We start from the raw sequence: 15,593 nt of genomic DNA on the forward strand, positions 1-15,593 counted from the left end.
CGTACTACTTTATTTTTTTCAGTAATACATTAGGTATAAGTTTCAAAGCTTTTCTAGGTAATATATTAAAATCTTCCTTTGAAATTCCAACTGTAACAATCAATCCAAATAGATAGGAGTAGGCTCCAATTATTATTGATATTATAGCACTTATTGATATCGCTAAATAATTGCTTCCAAACAATTTAAAAACACTGTAAAAAGCAATGTATACAATAAATACAACAGCACCCATAAACGAAGATGCTACCAATGGTTTTAGAGCTGGTCTTAAAAACTTGAATTTTAATCTTAAGGACTTTTGAAGCATATTGTGATTTAGAATTATAGGAATTATATATCCAACAATACTTCCATATATAGCCCCTAAAATATTTATACTTGGTATAGATATCAAGAAGTAGTTTACTAAAATTTTAACTAATATACCTATAAAGGAATATAAAGTAGATGTATAAAGCTTACCTATACTCTGAAGTATAGTTGTTTGAATTTGCATTATTGACATTAGAACAAGAACCACAGAACCATACGCCATTAAATAAGATCCTTGTCCAAATCTAAGCATTTCAAATATTTGCGTACTTAGCACAGAAAGTCCAAAGGCCGCTGGAATAGCTATTAAAAAGCACATTTTAAATGCGTATTTAATCTTACTTTTTACGCCATGTCTATCTTCTACAGCTACTGCTCCAGATAAAGCCGGAAGTATTGCTGCTGCAAGAGATGATATAATAGCTATTGGCACATTTAAAAGCTGCTGATACTTAACTAAATATCCATATAGTGTGGACGCGTAAGCTTCAGAAACTCCGCCAGCTAATAGCCTTGCCTTTGTATTTCCTAAATCAACTAAATTACCTGCATAAGTCATCCCTACGCATACTGTAATTGGAAGTCCGTAATGTATAATTTTTCTAAGTATGTTCTTAGAACTATATCTCTTTATATTTGCTTCAATATATCCTTTAGGAACCTTAATTTTCTTATGTCTTTCATAATACCATATAAGATAAGCTGCAGAAATAAATGCTCCAAGAGAAGTTCCTATTGTTGCTCCTGCACAGGCTGCTTCAATACCGTACTTTACTAAAAGCGCTGCAAATACCAATGAAAAAATAGTATTTATTATTTGTTCTATAACCTGTGATACTGCTGTAGGTGTCATATTATGCAATCCTTGAAAATACCCTCTATATGCTGAAGCTATTGAAGTAAATAATATAGAAGGTGCTAAAGCCAATATTGATAAATAGGCCTTTTCAAAGTTTACTAAATTTGCCAAAGGCCTTGCTAAAGCTATCATTAGTACTGCCATTATTATTCCTATTAAAAGTAATATTAATCTTGCTATCTTAAAACTTCTTACTGCATCCCTATAGTTTTTTACGGCAGTAAGTTCAGATATTAGTTTTGATATTGCAACTGGTATACCTGAATTAGTTAAAACAAATATGAATACATATACAGAATAAGCTGCTCCATATACACCATATCCTTCATCGGTTATTATTACTCTTAAAAAAGGTATGTATAAAAGAGATATTATCTTTACCATCATTCCTGCTGCAGAGAGTATTGCAAACCCCTTAGCAGTAGATTGCTCTTTCATATTTTACTTCTCCTATCTTCTCTACTTAAAACTTAAATACATCATTTTTTATTTTTTTAAGTACTGGAGGTAGTGTTTCTGCTATAGTTTTATTTTCCATATAAGCAAGTTTATCCTTACAATTTTTAAAGATAACCTTATATGCATAAAGATATTGATAATTCAATCCATATTTGTTATTGAAAAAACTATTCAGTTTACTATCCTTGCTATATTTCACATCTCCAACTATAGGATTGCCTAATTCACTTAAATGTGCTCTTAACTGATGACTTCTTCCTGTTATTAAATCTATTTCTATAAAAGAAAAAGTTCCGCAGCTTTGAATTGTCTTTACTTCCATAGCTATTTTCTTAGAATTTGGCACCTCTTTTGTATATACTTTAGATACATTACTATCTTCATTCTTCAATATATATCCTTCATATATTCCATCTTTTATTCTTCCTGCTACCAATGCTTCATAGTATTTCTTTATATCTCTTTCTCTTATCATCTCATTCAAAAGTTTAAGACTTTCATAATTTTTACCAAATATTACTATACCAGAAGTATTTCTATCCAATCTATTGCATGGAGCTGGCGTAAAAGTAAGCTCTTTTTCTGGGATATAATCTCCCTTATCATACAAATAAGATAATATATAATCAGTTAATGTATCCTCTCCATTCTTTTTATCAGAATGAACAAGTATACCAGGCCACTTTTCTACAAGTATCATGTTTTCATCTTCATAGGTAATCTTTAACTTACTGAACTTAGTAGCTTCTACCTTTTGAAAATTCAACTTCTTTTTAGTATCTGCGGAGGATATATAAGTTACTTCTACCATATCCCCTTCTTCTAAAGTATATTTTTCTTTAGCTTTTTTACCATTTACCCTTACGTCGCCTTTTCTTATTGCTTTGTATATAGCACTTAAAGGTACATCCTTTAACCATTTTCTTAAAAACTTATCCAGTCTTTGCTGCGCTTCGTTAGATCCAATTTCTGCTTTCATATTTTTACTCCTTATCTATTGTGTTTAAGTAATCCCATGCAAATTTACTTTGAAGAGCAGCAGCTAAAGCCAAACTCTCCTCATCTACATCAAATAAACTTCCATGTGCTGGGTGAATTATTCCCTTTGATTCGTTTCTTACACCTAAATTATAAAATACCCCTGGTCTCTCCATTGAAAAATATGCAAAACTCTCCACTCCCATACTTGGTGCGTCTAAGTCTAATATATCCTTCTTATCCATTACTTCTTCAGCACTTTTAAGAAAACTTTTAGCCATATCATCATTATTATATAGACATGGATAACTTTCTTCCATTTCTATAGTACATTCTCCCCTTAAGGATTTAACCATGCCTTCTACAATTTCTTTAAATCTCTCTCTTACATAATATCTATGCTCAGTTTTCATAGTTCTTATAGTACCCTTGAAGTATACTTCCTCTGGAATTATGTTATTGGCAGTTCCTCCCTGAATGCATCCTACAGTTACAACTCCTGGTGAAGTAGGTGGTAATTCCCTACTTATTATGGATTGTAAATTTACAATAACACTACTTGCAATAAATATAGGATCTATAGTTGTATCAGGACGAGCCCCATGTCCACCTCTTCCTATTATCTTTACCTTAAATGAATCTGACGCTGCATTTACTGCTCCCATTTTCACCCCTATTTTACCACAAGGAATATTTTCATCTACATGAAGTCCTACAACTCCATCTACATGCGGATTTTCCATTACTCCTTCTTTTATCATGAGTAATGCTCCTCCAGTTGTTTCTTCTGCAGGTTCAAAAAATAACTTAACATTACCTTGTAACTTATCCCTTAGCTCATTTAATATTAATGCTGCTCCCATAAGAATCGCAGTGTGTGCATCATGTCCACAAGCATGCATTTTCCCTAATGTTTTTGATGCATAGGGCACTTCTTTTCTATCTTCTAATGGCAGTGCATCCATATCAGCCCTAAGAGCTATAGTTTTGTTCCCTTTCCCTCTTATAATTGCACATATCCCAGACTTTGCTACCTTATTATACTCTATACAATTTTGCTGTAAAAACTCTTCTATATATTTAGTAGTATTACAAAGATCATAATCTAGTTCAGGATTCATGTGAAAATTTCTTCTCCATTTTATAAGATCTTCTTTAATTTGTTCTGCTCTTTGCAAAAAATTTATATCTACCATATTAATTTTTACACCTACCTTTAGTTTATCTAATAATCTAAAAAATATAATATGTATAATGTTATAACTTTCTAAAATTACTTACTAGTTTTTGTGCATTTTAAAAGCTCATATCCATAGAATATGAGCTTAATTAAAATTATATAACATTATTTCCAATTATTCAACAAACTACTCTACTAATCTTATTACTTCAGCGTTGTCTTTTATATATGGTAAATTCTTCATAACAGCATATACATATTTAAAAGATTCCCTCGGACCATTAAAAATCTGATTTTTAGGCATTTCCTTAAAATATAGTATGTTGCACCATACGTCTATAAAATCATTTTTATTTACAAAGCAATTTCCCTCTGAATGTCTTACCACAAATCCATCTTTATACTTTTCTATTATTTCTATGTCATTTATTTCTTCTCTTGTTATTAATCCTGATACATCTTCCCACATAGTTTTAAATGAAATCATAACTTTTCCTCCTGGATATTTTAAAAATATACACTTCATTTACTATACTATTCTCGATAATAGTATAACATATATTTTTTATATGTCAATTAATAATCCTGTTATAGGTTTATTTATATATCACAAATTGGATAAACCATGTTAAGTTCAACCATTACTTATACATTTTTATGTTTTATTAGACTTAACATCTTATTTTCTACAACATTTTTAATGCTAATTTGTCTTTTTATATTATTTTTAAATAATATACTTATGAAGTTTTCATCTACCTTATCTATTATACCTTCACCTAAATATATATGTTTGACATTTTCACCACCTTTATACATGGGATTATTACATATATCCTTCTCTAATCCACATTCCCCTATAAATTTAGAAAGATTACAATACTGTCCTTTATACACTTCAGGAATGCATAATGTTAGATACTTTTTTGTTCTTGTAACCCCTACATAAAAAATCCTTCTTTCTTCCTCTAAGTTTTCTCCGCTACCGTTTTTATGGGGAATATTACCTTCAATACAATTGACTATAAAAACACACTCAAACTCCATTCCCTTTACTCCATGTATGCTGCTTAAGGTAACAGCATTCGAACTTTCCTTAGGTAATTCGCCTCTTCCCTTTTCTATATAATTTATAAACTCCTCTATAGTGGTAAAATCCTCTGACGAACTTTTAAGCATATCTATAAAATCCTTTAATTCCTCTTTATCTTTTTTGGTTTTTTTAACATAACTTTCAATATAATCTTCATAATTTAAGGAACACACTACATACTCTATTGCATCAATTGGAGTCATATTTTTCATCTTATTAATCTTCTTTTGTAAATCTCTTATAATTTTCAGTTTAAATATGGGCAATCTATAGCCTGCAAGTATTTCAAAACAACTTTCTCTTAAAGGATTTTTATTTAAATTATGTATATCAACTTTACTTATATATCTAAGAGGCCTATTTATAATATTTATAAAACTTTCCCTATCATAAGGATTTATGGCTAATTTCAGGTAAGAGATTATATCTTTGCACAAAAAATGATTAAAAAAGTTATAATTTTTATCTAATAACTTGAATGGAATACCTTGTTTTAGAAAAACATCTATCAAACTTAAGCTCTCATTATTTGTTCTATATAGTACTGCTATATCATTATATTCAATCTTTTTATCCTTTATAAAATCTTTTATATCTTTAGCTACCTTGATTGATTCTTCTCTTTCATTCCTACAAGTAAGTACATTAATATCACCTATATCTTTTCTAAAGGCTTCTATTATTTTTTCATTCCTTAATTTATTGTTTTTAATAAATGTTCTTGAAAAATCTACCACATTAAGTACGCTTCTATAATTCTTATGTAAGTATACCTTTTCTCCATTTTCAAAATACTTATCAAAATAAACCATACATCCCGGGTTTGAACCTCTAAATCCATATATACATTGATCTTCATCACCTACTGCAAATATAGAATTATTTCTATTTAACATTTTTAAAATACTGAGTTGAATATTATCGCAATCCTGAAACTCATCTATAAGTATGTACTTAAATTTATTTTTATAATAATTGCACAGTACTGCATCTTGTTCAAGTAAATTTTTACACATAACCTGCAAATCTTCAAAATCTATTAGTCCATTTTCCTTTTTATATTTTTCATACTCATTATAGCAATCATAAAAGACTTCTTTGTCCCCTGTATACTTAACCTCATCTAGGCTCATTTCGCTGCTCTTATAAAGGTATATGCTATTGATTATTCCTTTTAATTTTTCCTCATTAATAGTTTCTGTGTATTTTCTTAAGGTATAATCTATAATTTTTAGACACTGATCTCCCGTTATAATTCGGGGCTTATTTGAATTTCTATATAATATCCTATAAAATAAGCTGTGAAATGTTCCAAAAAATGCGGGGACTTCTAGATTATTATTGCTTACATATCTTAGATACATATTTTTTGCTGCAGCTTTTGTAAAAGTTATTACTATAATATTTTCTCCCTTTACCCCTTCAGAGTTTATTAGATATTCTATCCTATTTATAATAACAGTGGTTTTTCCCGAACCTGGAGGCGCTACTATAAGTAAGTTTCTTTTTTTACTTTTCACTGCATCAAATTGCCATTGGTCTAAATTACAGCTAGACATTTTACTCACCTTCATTTTTATATAAGCATTTTTAACAATTACCTTGTAAAAAAATATTTCAAGGTATAAAATAGTAATAATTATTTATATTATTAACAAAAATATTAATTTATAACATATAAGGAGTTAACACTATGGAGTACATAAAAAACTTTAACGTTAGAAATGATAGAAACCTTACCATGTTAGTAGATTTCTATGAACTTACCATGGGCAATGCATACTTAGAAAATGATTTAGGAAATAAAATAGCTTATTTTGATATGTTTTTTAGAAGAGTACCTGATGGTGGTGGATATTGCATAATGGCAGGTATTCAGCAGCTAATAGAGTACCTTTCTAATTTATCCTTTACTCATGACGATATAGAGTATTTGAGAAGCAAAACTATTTTTTCCGAAGAGTTTTTAAACTATCTTGAAAACTTTAAATTTTCTTGTGATGTATGGGCAGTGCCAGAAGGCAACCCGGTATTCCCTAATGAGCCTTTAGTAACAGTTCGCGGTCCTATTCTACAAGCTCAATTTGTAGAAACAATGATTTTACTTTCTATAAATCATCAAACACTAATTGCTACTAAAGCCAATAGAATATGCAGAGCTGCAGATGGTCGTACAGTTATGGAATTTGGTTCTCGTCGTGCTCAAGGATATGACGGAGCTATATATGGAGCTCGTGCAGCAATGATTGGTGGATGTAATTCTACCGCTTGTACAATAGCTGAGCAAATGTTTGGAGTTCCATCTTCTGGGACTATGGCTCACAGTTGGATACAGCTTTTCCCTACTGAATATGATGCTTTTAAAGCTTGGGCTAAGGTTTACCCAGACAACTGTACATTTTTAGTAGATACCTATAATGTATTAAAATCTGGTATTCCAAATGCTATTAAAGTTTTTGATGAAGTTTTAAAACCTCAAGGTTTTAGACCAAAAGGAATTAGAATAGATAGTGGGGATATAACTTATCTTACTAAAAATTGTAGAGAAATGCTTGATGATGCTGGATATAGTGATGTGAAAATAATCGTATCCAATTCATTAGATGAATATATAATAGACTCAGTTTTACGTCAAGGTGCTCCTATAGATGGATTTGGCGTTGGCGAAAGACTTATAACAGCAAAATCCGAACCTGTATTTGGAGGAGTATATAAACTTGTAGCTATAGAAGACGGGGATAATATAGTTCCTAGAATCAAGATAAGTGAAAACGAAGAAAAAATAACAAACCCTGGATTCAAAAGAATATATAGAATATTTGATAAGGATACTGATAAAGCTATTGCTGACCTTATAACTCTTCATGATGAAAATATAGAAGAGCAAGAATCCTTAATGTTATTTGATCCTGTTTATACTTGGAAAAAGAAGAAGATTACTAATTTTTATGCCAAAGAGCTTATGGTTCAAATATTTGACAAAGGAAATCTTGTATATGATTCTCCTTCTGTAACTGAAATTAAACAGATAGTAGATAAGGAAACTGAGAAGTTATGGCACGAAGTATTAAGGTTTGAAAATCCTCATAACTACTATGTGGATTTATCTACAAAGCTTTGGTCCTTAAAGCATAACCTTATTAATAAATACTCCAATATATATATGGAGAATAAATAAAATAAAGGGAAGTTGGATTAATCCCGCTTCCCTTTATTTTATTTAATATCCCCTAATTATTAATTATTATCTTCATTAAACCATATATTCTTCTTGCATTTCCCTGTAATAATCTTTAATGAAGTCCAGCTCCCTTTCTTTAAAAAACATGTCATCAAACTCTTCTATTGATTTAACTTTATAATTTGATAACGTTTTAAAAGGACATATGCCCTCATTTTCCTTTAAATTATATAAAGCACAATCTTTAAAACATTCTTCTTTATTATCACAAGTTGATAAAAAAGTACATTCCCCCACTTGATTTTCCCCCTATTCCCACATTAATAATATAGTAATTAGATACCAATTAATTGGAATCTCTATTGTTTAAATAAATTATACACCAATATTTAGAAAATTTAAATAATAAATTGATAATTCACAGAATTTTTTATTATTTTATTAAAAAAGTTGCTGCTGGGTACATAATTTTATAACAATAATATAAACTAATTGTAATACCTAGAATTAAGAGGTGATAATTATGAACTTTTCAACCATATCCTTATCTTATATATTCCTGGGAATATTTGTTATAGCTATTTTATTTTATGTTTACTTTAAATTTGTACTTATAAAAAGTTCTGACAAAAGTCCTGATAAGGATAAAATAATTGGTACTATGAAAAAACCTGAAGTTTGGCATGAGAGAAACAAAAGAATGAGTTACATTGCTTTATTTTGGTCTGTAATTTCACTAGCAGTATTTGTATTTTTGAAATATTTATATAAGTCCCCTATTATACCTAGCTTTATGATTTTTATTTACTTAGGAGTTATAGTTTTATCCTCAGTACTTTTTCTTCCCAGAAAAACACGCTCGAAATAATCATTATTCTCTAGCCCCTAATATCTGTAGTGATATTTTTAATGTTGAATAAAGTATAGGATTTGCATTGTATAAATTATTGAATAAGCTCTAAACCGGCTTTATTTCTAAATTTAAAATACCGTATAGAGCCTTCTATTGTTTGAGTGAAACGAGTTTAGAAGGCCTAGGTATTTTAAATTTAAAAATATTAGAGCCTTTTTGCGCAGCGAACGATTTCCTAAATGCAAATCTCTTACTCTAGTTTCAACATTATCTTATAATATCAATAAATCTTTTAATTATAAGTGCTGTAAATCCCCAAATTACATATTCATTATATTTATAAAAATATTGCTCCCGCTTTCCCTTTGAAAACTTGTAGTTTTTCCCACCTACTATAAGATGATATGGGAAATTATCGGGGAACTCTGGAATTAAATCTATATCATATTTCTCAGGCTCATTACTTAAAAAGAAATCCACTGGAACTTTAAATATCTTATGTACTTCATCTTTACTCCACTGAAAATCACATCTCTTTAATATTCCTACAAATGGATATATCACTTGATTATAAGGGCTAACAAAATAATCCATAGCACCTATTACTTTCATATCTTCTTTACCTATATTCAACTCTTCCATGGTTTCCCTAATTGCTGCCTCCATAGGTGATTCACCAGGCTCTATTTTGCCTCCAGGCAGGGATACATCCCCAGGCTGAGAAGTTAGTGTTAAAGCTCTTACTTCAAATACTATACTCGGTGCCTCTTCCTCTGTAATACATATCATCACTGCATACTTATTATAATTTCCTATTAAATCTGCCTGTCTGTTTTTAAATATTGATTCTATATTTGATATCATAATTGGAACTCCTTCCTTTAACCTATATAATTACTTATTAATATTATATACTAATTTAAGTTTGTCAAATACACCGCTCCATGTTATACTTAATGGGTATTACACTTAATAATATACAGCAAAAAAACACTATAGAAAATGGAGAGATGTACGTTGAAAAAGAGATTTTCATTTATTCTTTCATGTATTTTATCACTTTCTATAAGTACTCAGGTTTTTGCAGCTGCTAAAGATATGCCTTCAATATATGGTAAAGCTGCTATTACCATGGATGCCGATACTGGAGAAATAATATATGCAAAATCTGCAGATAACAAAATGTATCCAGCAAGTACTACAAAACTTTTGACAGCTCTACTATTAGCTGAACATAAAGATAAAGGTGATAATCTTACATATACCCAGTCTGCAAAAATACAACCTGAATATTCCCTTGATAAAAATATGCACCCTATCGCTGTTGGTGAAACTATGACTGGCGCCGATGCTATGGATGGACTTTTACTTTACTCAGGGAATGATGTTGCTTATATGATAGCAGACAACGTTGCAGGAAATGCTAAAAACTTCGAAAATATGATGAATGAAGAAATAAAAAAATTAGGACTTAAAAACACATATTTTGTTACACCTAATGGTCTTCATGATGCAAATCATTACACCACTGCATATGACTTAACTGTTATAGCAAGAGCTGCCTACAAAAATCCATGGGTTAGAGAATCTATGGCAAAAAAGACAAGTACTATTCGTACTTCTGCTGGCACCGTGCTTATAATTGAAAATAGAAATAAAAACTTAGGTGTTGATGGTAATGTAGGTGGAAAAACAGGTTATACTTCTCCTGCCGGAAGATGCTTAGTAGCTGTTTATGAAAGAGGCGGACGAAAACTTGTTGGTGTAATTATGAATTCAGTATATGATAGTCAAGACTCTTATGTGTTCAAAGATATGAAAAAAGTTATTGATTGGAGCTATGAAGCAAAGAAGACTGTTATATATCCTAAAGGAACTGCATTAAAAACTGAAACTATTACATACAAACCTCTTGGTTTCTTTGGTCCAGAGAAAAAGATAGATGTTCCTCTTATCGTAAAAGAGGATGTAACAATATATGAAAATGAAGTGAACAAGAAGGATAACGAAAAGATATTCAAGTTAAATAAGTTAAATCCTTGGTCTTTAGATGAAGACACTAAACTTGGAACTCTTACTTTAAAACAAAGAGAAGCTTCAAAAGACTACAGCTTATATACAAACGTATCTAAAGGAACGTTACTTAAGCAAAATATTCTTTTATATACTTTTGCATTAATAAGTGTAATAGCTGTTTTAGTATTAGTTGCTGTTGTCATAAAGCTAATTTCCAATAAAAAAAGAAGAAAAAAACGTCCTAAATATTATTAAAGCTAAAAGAGAGTACTTTCAAGTACTCTCTTATTTTTATAAATTATATTTCAGAAGTATATCCTTTTTAAATTCTCCATTTTCGTAAAATAATTCTCCGTCAGCGTATATTTTGCCGCCATTTCTCATATCACAAAGCATATCCCAATGAATAGTGGATCTATTTTTTCCACCAGCTTCAGGCATAGAGTCTCCTAATGCCATATGAATAGTTCCACCTATTTTTTCATCAAAGAGCATATTTCTTGTAAACTTCTTTATACCGTAATTTGTTCCTATGGCAACTTCTCCAAAGAAGGAAGACCCTTCATCAGTATTTATAAGTTCCTTTAAAAGTTCCTCTCCTTTTTTAGCTGTTGCTTCTACAACTTTTCCTTGCTCTACTTTAAGTACTATTCCTTCTATTTCCTTTCCAGCATATATACCAGGAAAACTAAAGGTTATAACTCCATTTATTCCATCCTCTACTGGTGACGTAAATATTTCCCCATCAGGGAAATTTGCCTTACCATCGCAATTTATCCACTTTCTATTTTCAATATTTACTTTAATATCTGTTCCTTCAGAAATCATATGAAGCTCTTTTTTAGTGTCTAAATATTTTACCCATCTTTCCTGATCTCTGCTTATCTTCTTCCACTCTGCCACAGGGTCATCATAATCTAGAAGCCCTGCCCCATATACAAAATCTTCATATTCAAAAATGTTCATGGAAGCCTCTTGAGCATCTGCATGAGTTGGAAATTGCGTTCCACACCATCTAAGTGTTCCATCTCCACATCTTTCTGAATATATCCTTCTCCAGCTGGATGCACCCTTTGAAGAATACTTTATTTTTTCTGATGGAATATTAGAATTAGCCTTAGTATTTTGACTTCCCCAAGCAGTTAACCATACATCTGCCTTTTCTATAGCACATTTTTGTATGTAGTTTTCCTCTAAAAGTTGTTCATTTGATGCATGCTTAAGCTTTATATATTTTGCTTCCTGTGAGTCTATTAAAGTTTCTACATGAGCCCCTGCCTTCACAGCCTCTTTAACTACTTCTACCATCCATGGAGTTGCCACATCATCACATTGTACTAGTACAAAATCTCCTGGCTTTACTTCTGTAGAATAATTCACTAAAAGTTTTGCTAACTTATTTAATCTTATATCTCTCATATTATTTCCTCCCAATACAAATATTTCCCCATTATTTTATCATAAAAAAGATTTTAACACTATAAATACACAAGATTTAGGTAATACTATACTTTACCGGAAGTTTTAAGGAGGTTTTAAATTGAATATAGAGTTTTATGGAGCTGCAGGATGCGTTACAGGCTCCTCACATATATTACATATCAAAGATAAAAAAGTATTACTAGATTGCGGTATGTTTCAAGGAAAAGATGAAAAAGAACGAAGTAACTTTGCATTTAGCTTCAACCCACAGGATATAGATTTTGTAATATTAAGCCATGCTCATATAGATCATAGCGGAAGAATACCGATACTTTATAAACAAGGTTTTAAAGGAGAAATTTTATGCACTGAAGGTACAAAGGATTTATGTAACATAATGCTTCAAGATAGCGGACACATTCAAGAAATGGAAACAGAATGGCTTAACAGAAAACGCAGACGTAAAGCTCTGCCAGAGGTGACTCCCCTTTATACCGAAATTGATGCTAAAAAATCCATGGAATTATTTAAAGGCTGCGCTTATAATGAGTGGATTGAGTTATTTGATGGATTAAAAATTAAATTTACAGATGCAGGACATATTTTAGGCTCGGCCATAACTGAAATGTTGATAAATGAAAATAATCATACAACTAAGCTTGTTTACTCTGGTGATCTGGGAAATATAAATATACCTATTTTAAAAGACCCTACCTATATAGACAATGCAGATTATATTATTATGGAAACCACCTACGGAGATAAACTTCATGGAGACGTATTCTGTGATTTAAAAGAGTTAGTTAATATAATACATGACACTGTAAACCGAGGAGGAAATATTATAATCCCTTCCTTTGCTATAGGAAGAACTCAAGAAGTAATTTATGCATTAAATACCTATGTTGAGTCTGGAATCTTAAAGGGCATAAAGGTATATGTGGATAGCCCTTTAGCTTCAGAATCTACAGAAGTATTTAAAAAATATACAAAGTATTTTGATACTGAAGCTTTAAGATTAGTTAACTCTGGTGATAATCCACTAGAATTTACTGGTCTTACATTTACCAAATCACCTCAGGAATCCATGGATATAAACAATATTCAAAGTGGTGCTGTAATAATTTCCTCCAGCGGCATGTGCGATGCAGGAAGAATAAAACACCATCTTAAACACAATTTGTGGAGAAAAGAATGCTCAGTGGTATTTGTAGGCTATCAAGCAGAAGGAACTCTTGGAAAACGTATATTGAATGGAGAAGAATTAGTAAAAATACTTGGAGATGAAATCGCAGTAAAAGCACATATATATAATTTACAAGGACTCTCAGGACATGCGGACAAAAATGGGCTTTTGAATTGGGTAAAGGGATTTAAAAACAAACCTAAGAATATATTCTTAGTTCATGGTGATGAAGAAGCACAAGAGAGTTTTTATAAAATGCTTAATGAAGAAGGATTTAATTCTCATATAGTTAGATTAGGGGAAGATATATATGTATAAAGTCTCCATATTTTGCTAATAATATTACCACTAAAGTAACTTAATTCTTTATATTTACTTTAATACCACTTAATAAGTCATTATTCTTTCATTAGCTTGACAGGGAAATCATAGTATTATATGATAGAATTGACTTAAAACCTATCCCTTTCGTCCTTAATCTAAAGGATGAGAGGTTTTTGTTTTACTGAATTTTTAAGTCCTTTTATGGATTAAAATATTTATACAATAGGGAGTTGAAAAACTATGGATGGAAAAAAAGTAAGAACTAGATTTGCTCCAAGTCCAACCGGATACATGCATGTTGGTAACCTTAGAACAGCACTTTATGCCTATCTAATTGCTAAACATGATGGAGGAGATTTTTTATTAAGAGTTGAAGATACGGATCAAGAAAGACAAGTAGAGGGCGCTTTAGAAGTAATTTATAACACATTAAATGTAACAGGTCTTCATCATGATGAAGGTCCAGATGTAGGAGGTCCTGTAGGTCCTTACATTCAAAGTGAAAGAAAGCCTATTTACATGGAATATGCTAAAAAGCTTATAGATAAAGGCGATGCTTATTACTGCTTCTGTGATAAAGAAAGAATTGATATGCTTAGACAAAATTCAGAAGCTTTAAATAGACCTTTTAAATATGACAAACATTGTCTTCACCTATCAAAGGAAGAAATAGATGAAAAGATAAAGTCCGGCGTTCCATTTGTTATAAGACAAAATAATCCTTCCACTGGAACTACTACTTTTGAAGATGAGCTTTACGGAAAGGTTACAGTAGAAAATAATGAACTTGATGATATGATACTTTTAAAATCTGATGGTTTCCCTACTTATAACTTTGCTAACGTAGTAGATGATCATCTTATGAATATAACTCATGTAGTTAGAGGAACAGAATATTTATCTTCTTCTCCAAAATATAATCGTTTATATGATGCTTTTGGCTGGAATGTACCAAAATACATTCACTGTCCTCCAATAATGAGAGATGCCCAAAATAAATTAAGTAAAAGAAAAGGAGATGCTTCCTTTGAAGATTTACTTGAATTAGGATTTCTAAAGGATGCTATATTAAACTATATAGCCCTACTTGGATGGAATCCAGGAACTACTCAAGAAATATTTAATTTAGAAGAACTTATAGAACAGTTTGACTTCACTCACATAAATAAGGCACCTGCAATATTTGATATTGTAAAACTTAGATGGATGAATTCAGAGTATATAAAAATGCTTCCTATAGAAGAATTCCACAAGATGGCTCTTCCATATTACAATCAAGTTATTAAAAAAGACTTAGATTTAATGAAGCTTAGTGAACTTTTACACACTAGAACAGAAGTATTAAGTGAAATACCTGGCCAAATTGATTTCTTTGAAGAAATGCCTGATTATTCTCCAGAATTATATATTCATAAAAAGATGAAAACTAATTATGAAAATTCCCTAGTAAGTCTTGAAAAGGCCCTTCCTATATTAGAAGGACTAGAAAACTGGGATTTAACTTCTATTCATGATTCCATGATGGATTTAGTTAAGCAATTAGAAGTTAAAAATGGAGTAGTTCTTTGGCCAATTAGAACTGCAGTTTCAGGAAAACAATTTACTCCTGGTGGAGCTTTTGAAATAGCTGAAATACTTGGCAAAGAAGAATCACTTAGAAGAATCAGAATAGGAATAGAACAGTTAAAAGAAGTTCAATAAAATAAAAAGTCTCCTTGATTTTTAAG

General features: G+C 30.7%; 13 protein-coding genes. 5 read left to right on the forward strand and 8 right to left on the reverse strand.

The window, feature by feature from the left end:
* Positions 1-4 precede the first annotated feature (4 nt).
* From BSD9I1_RS12030 to BSD9I1_RS12050, 5 genes are all read right to left on the reverse strand, one after another.
* Complete coding sequence (locus BSD9I1_RS12030; RefSeq protein ID WP_186430512.1) at positions 5-1,612, reverse strand: polysaccharide biosynthesis protein; 1,608 nt, start codon at positions 1,610-1,612, stop codon at positions 5-7.
* A gap of 25 nt (positions 1,613-1,637) precedes the next feature.
* Entirely contained in the window at positions 1,638-2,612 is a 975-nt protein-coding gene (locus BSD9I1_RS12035) for an RluA family pseudouridine synthase (RefSeq protein ID WP_186430513.1), read from the reverse strand.
* 4 nt (positions 2,613-2,616) lie between these two features.
* The gene (locus BSD9I1_RS12040) at positions 2,617-3,807 is read right to left on the reverse strand and encodes a M20 family metallopeptidase (protein WP_186430514.1); all 1,191 of its coding nucleotides are present in this window, start codon (positions 3,805-3,807) and stop codon (positions 2,617-2,619) included.
* A gap of 171 nt (positions 3,808-3,978) precedes the next feature.
* Positions 3,979-4,278: a hypothetical protein gene (locus BSD9I1_RS12045; protein WP_186430515.1), complete on the reverse strand. Its 300-nt coding sequence runs from the start codon at positions 4,276-4,278 to the stop codon at positions 3,979-3,981.
* 158 nt (positions 4,279-4,436) lie between these two features.
* Positions 4,437-6,443 carry an ATP-dependent helicase gene (locus tag BSD9I1_RS12050; protein WP_186430516.1) on the reverse strand — a complete coding sequence of 669 codons (2,007 nt, stop codon included), beginning with the start codon at positions 6,441-6,443 and terminating at the stop codon, positions 4,437-4,439.
* Between the two features lie 134 nt (positions 6,444-6,577).
* Between BSD9I1_RS12050 and BSD9I1_RS12055 the strand changes: the two genes are divergently transcribed.
* Positions 6,578-8,062, forward strand: a complete 1,485-nt coding sequence (locus BSD9I1_RS12055; RefSeq protein WP_186430517.1) for a nicotinate phosphoribosyltransferase — start codon at positions 6,578-6,580, stop codon at positions 8,060-8,062.
* 75 nt (positions 8,063-8,137) lie between these two features.
* On the opposite strand, the gene BSD9I1_RS12060 is transcribed toward BSD9I1_RS12055, so the two are convergent.
* Positions 8,138-8,362, reverse strand: a complete 225-nt coding sequence (locus BSD9I1_RS12060) for a hypothetical protein (protein ID WP_035308898.1) — start codon at positions 8,360-8,362, stop codon at positions 8,138-8,140.
* Positions 8,363-8,588: 226 nt separating this feature from the next.
* Here BSD9I1_RS12060 and BSD9I1_RS12065 point away from each other — a divergent pair, with 226 nt between their 5' ends.
* Positions 8,589-8,933: a hypothetical protein gene (locus BSD9I1_RS12065; RefSeq protein ID WP_186430518.1), complete on the forward strand. Its 345-nt coding sequence runs from the start codon at positions 8,589-8,591 to the stop codon at positions 8,931-8,933.
* A 252-nt stretch (positions 8,934-9,185) separates the two neighbouring features.
* On the opposite strand, the gene BSD9I1_RS12070 is transcribed toward BSD9I1_RS12065, so the two are convergent.
* The gene (locus BSD9I1_RS12070; RefSeq protein WP_186430519.1) at positions 9,186-9,782 is read right to left on the reverse strand and encodes a CoA pyrophosphatase; all 597 of its coding nucleotides are present in this window, start codon (positions 9,780-9,782) and stop codon (positions 9,186-9,188) included.
* A gap of 138 nt (positions 9,783-9,920) precedes the next feature.
* Here BSD9I1_RS12070 and BSD9I1_RS12075 point away from each other — a divergent pair, with 138 nt between their 5' ends.
* A complete protein-coding gene (locus BSD9I1_RS12075) occupies positions 9,921-11,189 on the forward strand; it encodes a D-alanyl-D-alanine carboxypeptidase family protein (protein WP_186430520.1) in 1,269 nt (422 codons plus the stop codon).
* A gap of 36 nt (positions 11,190-11,225) precedes the next feature.
* Here the strand turns inward: BSD9I1_RS12075 and BSD9I1_RS12080 are convergent, their stop codons facing one another.
* Positions 11,226-12,353 carry an aminopeptidase gene (locus BSD9I1_RS12080; protein WP_186430521.1) on the reverse strand — a complete coding sequence of 376 codons (1,128 nt, stop codon included), beginning with the start codon at positions 12,351-12,353 and terminating at the stop codon, positions 11,226-11,228.
* A 121-nt stretch (positions 12,354-12,474) separates the two neighbouring features.
* Between BSD9I1_RS12080 and BSD9I1_RS12085 the strand changes: the two genes are divergently transcribed.
* Both BSD9I1_RS12085 and gltX read left to right on the forward strand, forming a co-directional pair.
* Positions 12,475-13,860, forward strand: a complete 1,386-nt coding sequence (locus BSD9I1_RS12085) for an MBL fold metallo-hydrolase RNA specificity domain-containing protein (protein ID WP_186430522.1) — start codon at positions 12,475-12,477, stop codon at positions 13,858-13,860.
* 246 nt (positions 13,861-14,106) lie between these two features.
* The gene (gltX, locus tag BSD9I1_RS12090) at positions 14,107-15,567 is read left to right on the forward strand and encodes a glutamate--tRNA ligase (RefSeq protein WP_186430523.1); all 1,461 of its coding nucleotides are present in this window, start codon (positions 14,107-14,109) and stop codon (positions 15,565-15,567) included.
* Positions 15,568-15,593: the final 26 nt, after the last annotated feature.

Origin of the sequence: Clostridium sp. BSD9I1, assembly GCF_900185645.1 — a bacterium.
Taxonomy (GTDB): Bacteria; Bacillota; Clostridia; order Clostridiales; family Clostridiaceae; genus Clostridium_AK.

What these genes read in the sequence shown, in the direction of transcription:
- BSD9I1_RS12035 (WP_186430513.1), bottom strand. Translation starts at nt 2,612, where the DNA reads ATGAAAGCAGAAATTGGATCTAACGAAGCGCAGCAAAGACTGGATAAG.
- BSD9I1_RS12080 (WP_186430521.1), bottom strand. Translation starts at nt 12,353, where the DNA reads ATGAGAGATATAAGATTAAATAAGTTAGCAAAACTTTTAGTGAATTAT.
- BSD9I1_RS12050 (WP_186430516.1), bottom strand. Translation starts at nt 6,443, where the DNA reads ATGTCTAGCTGTAATTTAGACCAATGGCAATTTGATGCAGTGAAAAGT.
- BSD9I1_RS12055 (WP_186430517.1), top strand. Translation starts at nt 6,578, where the DNA reads ATGGAGTACATAAAAAACTTTAACGTTAGAAATGATAGAAACCTTACC.
- BSD9I1_RS12030 (WP_186430512.1), bottom strand. Translation starts at nt 1,612, where the DNA reads ATGAAAGAGCAATCTACTGCTAAGGGGTTTGCAATACTCTCTGCAGCA.
- gltX (WP_186430523.1), top strand. Translation starts at nt 14,107, where the DNA reads ATGGATGGAAAAAAAGTAAGAACTAGATTTGCTCCAAGTCCAACCGGA.
- BSD9I1_RS12065 (WP_186430518.1), top strand. Translation starts at nt 8,589, where the DNA reads ATGAACTTTTCAACCATATCCTTATCTTATATATTCCTGGGAATATTT.
- BSD9I1_RS12045 (WP_186430515.1), bottom strand. Translation starts at nt 4,278, where the DNA reads ATGATTTCATTTAAAACTATGTGGGAAGATGTATCAGGATTAATAACA.
- BSD9I1_RS12070 (WP_186430519.1), bottom strand. Translation starts at nt 9,782, where the DNA reads ATGATATCAAATATAGAATCAATATTTAAAAACAGACAGGCAGATTTA.
- BSD9I1_RS12040 (WP_186430514.1), bottom strand. Translation starts at nt 3,807, where the DNA reads ATGGTAGATATAAATTTTTTGCAAAGAGCAGAACAAATTAAAGAAGAT.
- BSD9I1_RS12075 (WP_186430520.1), top strand. Translation starts at nt 9,921, where the DNA reads ATGGAGAGATGTACGTTGAAAAAGAGATTTTCATTTATTCTTTCATGT.